Genomic DNA, 7,074 nt, shown 5'->3' with positions numbered 1-7,074 from the left:
TCGATGGTCCGGTGACGGTGCAGAGCTTCAGCATCGCGGGTCAGACTGGTCCATTTGTGCTGGGTCAGGTGTACACCATTGCCGGCGTGGGCAGCTTCAGCCTGGCGGCGAACGGGGCGTACAGCTTCACCCCGGCCGCCAACTACAACGGCGCGGTGCCGGTGGTCACCTATGTGCTGACCGACGGCTCGGGTCCGACCGACAGCTCGACCCTGAGCATCACCGTGACCCCGGTGAACGACCTGCCTACTCTAATCATTGACACTGGTGTTGTGGTCTCCGAGGAGGGGCTTGCTGGCGGTATTGCCGATAAGACAGGCAACAGTGACACTACTGATAACGTGACTGCCAGCGGCAAGATTACAGTCGGCGACGTTGATAGCCAGGATATGCTCACCATCAGCCTGAATGGGCCGGCGGGTCTGACTTCCGGTGGTGCTGCGGTTCAGTGGAGCTGGGATGCAGCTACCAAGGTGTTGACTGGTTATACCGGCACGCAGGGCGGTGCCGACTACAAGGCGGTCATTGATGTCAAGTTGACCGCTCCTACTGGTAGCACCAAGGGTGACTGGAGCTATGATGTGACCCTCAAGGCTCCGCTTGATCATCCGGTGAAGGGGAGTGAAGACGTACTCAACTTCCAGATCGGTGTAACTGTATCGGATGGCAAGACCACCACTACCGGCAGTCTGCCCATCACGGTCGAGGACGACTCCCCCGTAGCTGGTGACATGGCGGCAGTCTCTCTGGTGAAAACCAGCATCCCAGATGTGTTGACCGGCAAGTTCAGCCTGACCGGGTATGTCGGGGATAGCGGCAGCATTGATGCGGGCAAATTCACTATCACGGCACGGGGATTTGAGTCTTCAATTTCCTCCAAACTCGTTGATGCCAAGGTCAATGCCTCCGTTGACGGGCTAGGCGTCAAGAGCACGAGTGCGCCTTATCACAACATTGATAATGAGATCGATTTCCGCAAATTTGCTGATGGTTCGAGTGTATCCGAGGAGTTGGTGATCAAGCTGGATGCGGGCACTGTGGCATATGGTGCCAAGATTGAGTTCAGCAAGATCTATGGTGGAGAACTCGAGAGCGGTGTGGTCGAGTTCTGGCGCGACGGTAAACTGGTTGCAACACAGACATTCAGCTCGAATGCTGCCAATGGTGATTATGCTGCCAACTTCCAGGTTCAGCAGGGCGGTTTTGACACCATGGTGATCAAGGCGACGGATAACGGCAAGTCGGCCAGCTGGGGTGACAACAGTGACTTTACTGTCAAGTCTATCGAGTTCCTTGGTTCCTCTACCCCGCAGGCGATTGCCTATGGTTCGGGCACGCTCGATCCGCAGTGGGGGGCTGATGGCAAAGGACGTTTCGAACTGGTCACCGGTACGGTCGAATCCGGCCTCAAGACAGTCGCCGGTCTGGCTATCGCGATCACCGCCGATGGGGCTAATACCCTGCTTGGCAAGGACAGCAATGGCAGTCTGATCTTCAAGATGGAGTTCACGCCTGCAACAGGTAAATGGGAGTTCTTCCAGTATGCCGAGATGCAGCGCCCTGCTGACGGTGACATTGACTTTGCATTCAAAGCCTACGATCGCGACGGTGATGGCTCGCAAGGCAGCTTTGCGGTCAATCCGCTGGTTCGTCCCGATGTAATGGGTGTATCGAATGCCAGCGCCACTGAGGGGGGGGCTCTGCAACATTTAGTGACCCTGACCGGAGCGACAAATGTGGCGACCGAGTACAGCCTCTCCATTGCTGGCAGTGGTGCTCATGCTGCCAGCAGTACTGATTGGGGAGCTTTGCAGTTTACCAACGGGGTGACCTACAACAGCACCACCGGCAAGATAACCGTGCCTGCCGGAGTATCGAGTTTCACTGTATCGCTGAATACGGTAAACGACACGTTGCCCGAGTTCACCGAAACGCTGGCGATCTCGGTGGGTGGCGTTTCCGGTACCGGCACCATAGTCGACAATGATCTCTCGGTGCAGCTCGGTGGCGGTCTGGTCGATGAGGATGGTTTGTCTGGTGGCAACGCCGGCTTGCCCGAGCCTGTCGGGGCGCCGACCAGCGGCCCGCTCTCGGTTACCCAATCGCTGCAGGTTACTGATGGCAATGGTAGCAATGTATCCGGCGTTCAGCTCAAGTTGGTCAGCATTACCGGCTTGAGCGGCATTACCGGGATTGATGGGCAGCCCGTGAATGTGGTGCAGGATGGTGCGGGTCTTAAAGGTTACTTCGGGACCAACCCGGCCAATGTGGCCTTTACCGTAACGGTAGACAACAGCGCTAATCCGCCGAGCTATACCTTCACCCTGATCAAGCCGCTCAGCCACCTTGTGGATGGTCAAAGCAGCGTATTGAGCAGTCAGGATGAGTTGCGTCTCACTGTGAACTACGAGGTGAGCAAAGCTGGTTCCGACACTGCTACCGGCTCTTTCGATGTTGCCGTGCGTGATGATGTGCCGGTTGCTGTGGTCGATGATGCCACGCTTAACGTGGTGGTAGATTCGTTCCAGTTCTCCGGTGTTGAAGCGTCCTGGATCAATGTTGTTGGTGGTAAGAATCTGGAGTATTTCGATGGTCCAGATAACGACTTGGCCAATGATCAGATCCGCTGGGGGGGCTCGAGCGGTAATAAGTCCGGCTACGGATTCGCTGACAACGATGCTGCGCTGAATGGACAGATTCCGCTCAATGAAGAGATCAAGTTGGGTACCTTTACCCACTACAACTATCCGATCTCTTCCGGTACATCGATTAGTGCTGTAACCATGAAGGCGACGTTCTCGGTGACTGATGCCATGGGGAGAGTGACTCCCGTGACTGTCACCATCAACTTCAATCACAACGAAACGCCAAACGATGGGGCCGATCCGCGAGATATCATCACCATCGGCACTGCGACCGCGAGCTTCAACTTTGAAGGCAAGGTCTACAGTCTCGAGGTGCTGGGCTTCCGCGATACCGGCGGCAATGTGGTGAAGACTATCTACACCAACGAAAATGCCAGCAGCAGCTTCGATCTGATCGTCAAGTTGGTGGAGGGTTCTGGTTATCAGCTGCCACAGACCACAGGCAATGTGCTGGCCAACGATCTTGCTGGTGCTGATGGTGGTCTGAGTGTCATTGGCTACGGAGTCGGCAGCAGCTCGACCACCTATACCAATGGTGCGGGTATCCAGGTAGTTGGTCTGTACGGGGTACTGACCATTCTGGCCAACGGTGCCTATACCTATCAGGTCACCAAGAATGGCAGCCAAATCCCGGCTGATGCACGCGAGGTGTTCAGCTACAGCGTGCGGGATGGCGATGGCGACACTACCAACAGTACTCTGACCATCAGCGTCAATCCGGTGGACAGCAACGGGGTTCCGGTTCATCTGCCTCTGACGGTAGATGGTACCGACCTCAACGACACTATCGTTGTGCGCAATGGCGAAAATGCGGCTAACCCTGATCGCCTGGATGTTGCCTTTGGTGGGAATCTGCTGGGCGAGGTCACCACCAGTAACGGCGGTACAGACCATGTGCATACCGGTATCAGCTACAACAAAGGGAGTGCCGATCAGGTAGTCAGTGGGGGGGCAGGCAATGACCATATCGAAACTGGCAGCGGCAACGATGTGATCTATGCAGGCAAAACCGGAGCAGATGGATTCGGTACCGATGATTCACTGCAACTGACGGTAGCTCAGCTCAAGGCTCACCACATCATGACAGGCAGCTTGTCTGGCACTGATGCCATGCTCGATGGCGACGGTCTGTTGCTGAGTGTTGATGTCAGTAGCCGGCAAGCGGATGTGGTCAATGGTGGTAGCGGCAATGACAAGATCTACGGGCAGTCTGGTTCCGACATCCTGTTTGGTGGTACCGGTGACGACTATATCGATGGCGGCAGTCACAACGATGCGCTGCGTGGCGGTCTGGGGAGCGATATCCTGATCGGCGGGCTCGGCAACGATGTGATGCGTGGTGACGGCGGTGCAGATACTTTTGTCTGGAACAAGGGGGATACCGTATCCGGCTCTCTGACCAAGGATTACATCATGGACTTCAACAAGGGGTCGGGTACAGTCAATCTTTCGGAAGGCGACAAGCTGGATCTGAGCGATTTGCTGGATCACGATGGGTCTCGCAACCAGAACGATCTGAAGAGCCTGCTCTCGGTATTCCAGGATAACGAAGGCGTGCACTTGCAAGTCAAAGAGGGCTCAGCTGCGCCCATCACTCAAGAGATCGTGCTGATGAACCATACCTTCGACAGTTTGACTGGGGGGTCAGGGACAACGGCAAACCAGGTGATCGATTACATGCTGAACAACAATATGCTCGACATCGACAAATAAGCCCGGTTTTGGGCAAGAAAAAGCGGCAGAGCAATCTGCCGCTTTTTTATTTTGAAGCGAAGATAAATCAGTTGCCTAGGGTGGCGAACAGACTCTGTTCCAGAGAACCGCGGGAGACGCATACCGGCTTGATAGAAGGGGCTGGAACCCGCTCACCTGAGGATTCAACAAAGAACAGTTCTGTGTTGCCCTTGACGTTGACGGTTGCCACGCTGCTGTTGCCGCTCTGGGTGATGATCAGGTTGATCTGCAGATTGGGGTTGCCCAGTGCGACTTTGGCGCCCATGGTGCCGCAATCCAGCCACTCCAGCCCGTCGGCGGAGTGTTCGACGTTGGCGGTCATCAGGCCGGAACCACGCTGGCTGTTCTCGATATTGAGACCGTGATCGGTGAACCACTTCTCGGCGCGAGCCCAGACCAGATCCACTGGAATTGCCATCTCCTGGGTGTTGTTGGTCGCTTTGGCAATCGGCGGGTTGTAGCGATAGGCCTCACCACCATTATTGTCGCCCGCACAACCAACCAGCAGCAGCGCCAGCGCGCCTCCCATAATCTTTTTCATCTTCTCTCTCGTCCATATCATCCGGCCATTGGCCAACCGGCGCCTATTATCACCGGAGCGACAATCGCTGTCAGCAAACATCCGGTATGGCGGGTGAGAGAGGTTTTTTTGGACGCTTTACAAAACCGGTTTGCTATCATAGATTTGCTCGAAATTCCTCCATAAGCGCCCCTGTGACCAACATGCTCACTTCGGATCTGCTGCAGCAGATCATCGACCAATTGCCAATGAGTATCTTCTGTCGGGATAAGCATGGGCGCTATCTGTTTGCCAACCGCATATTTGTTCGTGAAGCGAAACTGGGATCTTCTGACGAGGTGGTTGGCAAGACGGATGCCGACATGCCCTGGGGTAATGTGTTTCGCGGTGAGGATGAACAGTTGCTGGCGAGTGGGGTCCCCCTTATCTATCAGCAACTGCACTGCAACAATGGTGGCAACACCTGTTGGGTCGAAATCCACAAGGTGCCGCTGTATAACCGCCAGGGTGAGGCATATGCCGTGTTCGGGATCGTCAACGAGATTGCCCAGCGCAAATCTCTCGAAGAAACGGTCAAAAAGCAGCAGTTGCTACAGCGATTTCTGCTGGATGCCATCCCCGACCTGATCCGTTTCGATGACCATAATGGTGTGTTGTTGGAGTGTAATCAGGCATTTCTCGATTTTATCGGGCAGGGTGCCGAAGAGGTGCTGGGTCAGCAGATCCCTTACCGTTTAGCTGCGCCTCAAGGGATGAGTCATGGCGAGTGCTGTTTGCTGGATGCCAGAGGGCAGGGGCGGCATATGGAGATCACCCGGGTGGATGTGCCTGATGGTGATGGTCACTCGCTCGGTATATTGACGTTGGGGCGCGATATCACGGGGTTGCGAACTACCCAGGCTCAACTGCAGCAGGAGCAGCACTACGATAGTCTGACCGGTCTGCTGAAGTTGTCCCGTTTTTTACAGACCAGCCGCCACCTTGGGCCACGCAATGCCACTCTGGTGCTGGTCGATCTGCACCATTTTCGTGAAATCAACGATCGCTTCGGGATCCGGATTGCCGATCGGTTACTCAATCAGGTCGCCAAACGCCTGCAACAACTGGTGCCACCGCGAACCCTGCTCTGCCGGGTTGCTGCCGATGACTTCAGTTTGCTGCTGCCTGAATTCAACGAGCCGCTACCAGCATGGAGCCAGCATTTGCAACAGCAGTTGATGGAACACTATCAGGTGGAAGAGCATCGCATCCAGATCCCGGTGTTTCTCGGCCTGGCTCAGGGCAGGGCGAGCGATGCCGAGCGGCTGCTCAGTCATGCTGAAGCTGCGTTGGCTCAGGGCAAGCTGCAGCAGCAGTACTGCACTTTGTTTGATCCCGAGTTGCAGGCGCGGCTCCAGCGGCGTCAGCTCATCGCAGCCCAGTTGCCGCTTGCCATCAAGTCGGCTCAGCTGGTTGCGGTTTATCAGCCCATCATCTGCACGCGAACTCATCGTTTGCATGGTGCCGAGTTGCTCTGCCGTTGGCCCCATCCCGAGTTGGGGACCATCTCTCCTGACGAGTTCATTCCGCTGGCAGAGGAGATGGGGGTGATCGGCCAGCTTGGCCAGTTGATGCTGGAGCAGGGCTGTGCCCAGCTGGCGCAGTGGCAGGCGGCTTGCCCGGAGATGATGCTCTCCATCAACCTTTCACCGCTACAGTTTCGTGATCCGGCCCTGTGTGAGCTGGTCACGGCCTGTATCGCACGACATGGGCTCAAGGCCAGTCAGCTGGAGCTGGAGATCACCGAAGGGGTTCTGATGGAGAATGCTGACGAGATTGAGACCAATCTCGACGACCTGATTGCTGCGGGTTTTCAGCTGGCCATCGACGATTTTGGTACCGGTTACTGCTCGCTGGCGTATTTGCCTCGCCTGCAGGTCGCGACCCTCAAGCTGGATCGCAGCTTCACCCAAGGGCTGGTGAATAACACGGCAACTACTGCCATCGTCCGTTCAGTCATCGGTTTGGGCCATGAACTGGGGATCCGTATCACCGCCGAGGGGGTAGAGACGATTGAGCAGCAGCAGTGGTTGACTGAAGCGGGTTGTGATCGGTTGCAGGGGTATTTGTTCAGCATGCCGTTGCCACCGGGTGAATTTGCCAGTCGTTATCTGGCATGACGCCGTAGTAAAAACA

At 55.9% G+C, this 7,074-nt stretch carries 3 protein-coding genes; 2 read left to right on the top strand and 1 reads right to left on the bottom strand.

The window, feature by feature from the left end:
- Nucleotides 1-4,358 (top strand): choice-of-anchor K domain-containing protein (locus tag ACE1BR_RS11960; protein WP_374870503.1); only part of this gene is annotated, 4,358 nt, incomplete at its 5' end.
- Nucleotides 4,359-4,425: 67 nt separating this feature from the next.
- Here ACE1BR_RS11960 and ACE1BR_RS11955 read toward each other — a convergent pair.
- A complete protein-coding gene (locus ACE1BR_RS11955; RefSeq protein ID WP_374870501.1) occupies nt 4,426-4,920 on the bottom strand; it encodes a hypothetical protein in 495 nt (164 codons plus the stop codon).
- Between the two features lie 182 nt (nt 4,921-5,102).
- Between ACE1BR_RS11955 and ACE1BR_RS11950 the strand changes: the two genes are divergently transcribed.
- A complete protein-coding gene (locus tag ACE1BR_RS11950) occupies nt 5,103-7,058 on the top strand; it encodes an EAL domain-containing protein (protein WP_374870521.1) in 1,956 nt (651 codons plus the stop codon).
- The last annotated feature ends 16 nt before the right edge of the window (nt 7,059-7,074 follow it).

It is taken from the genome of Aeromonas sp. MdU4, from assembly GCF_041929505.1.
GTDB lineage: Bacteria > Pseudomonadota > Gammaproteobacteria > Enterobacterales > Aeromonadaceae > Aeromonas.
This window is presented reverse-complemented; position numbering and strand designations above follow the sequence as displayed.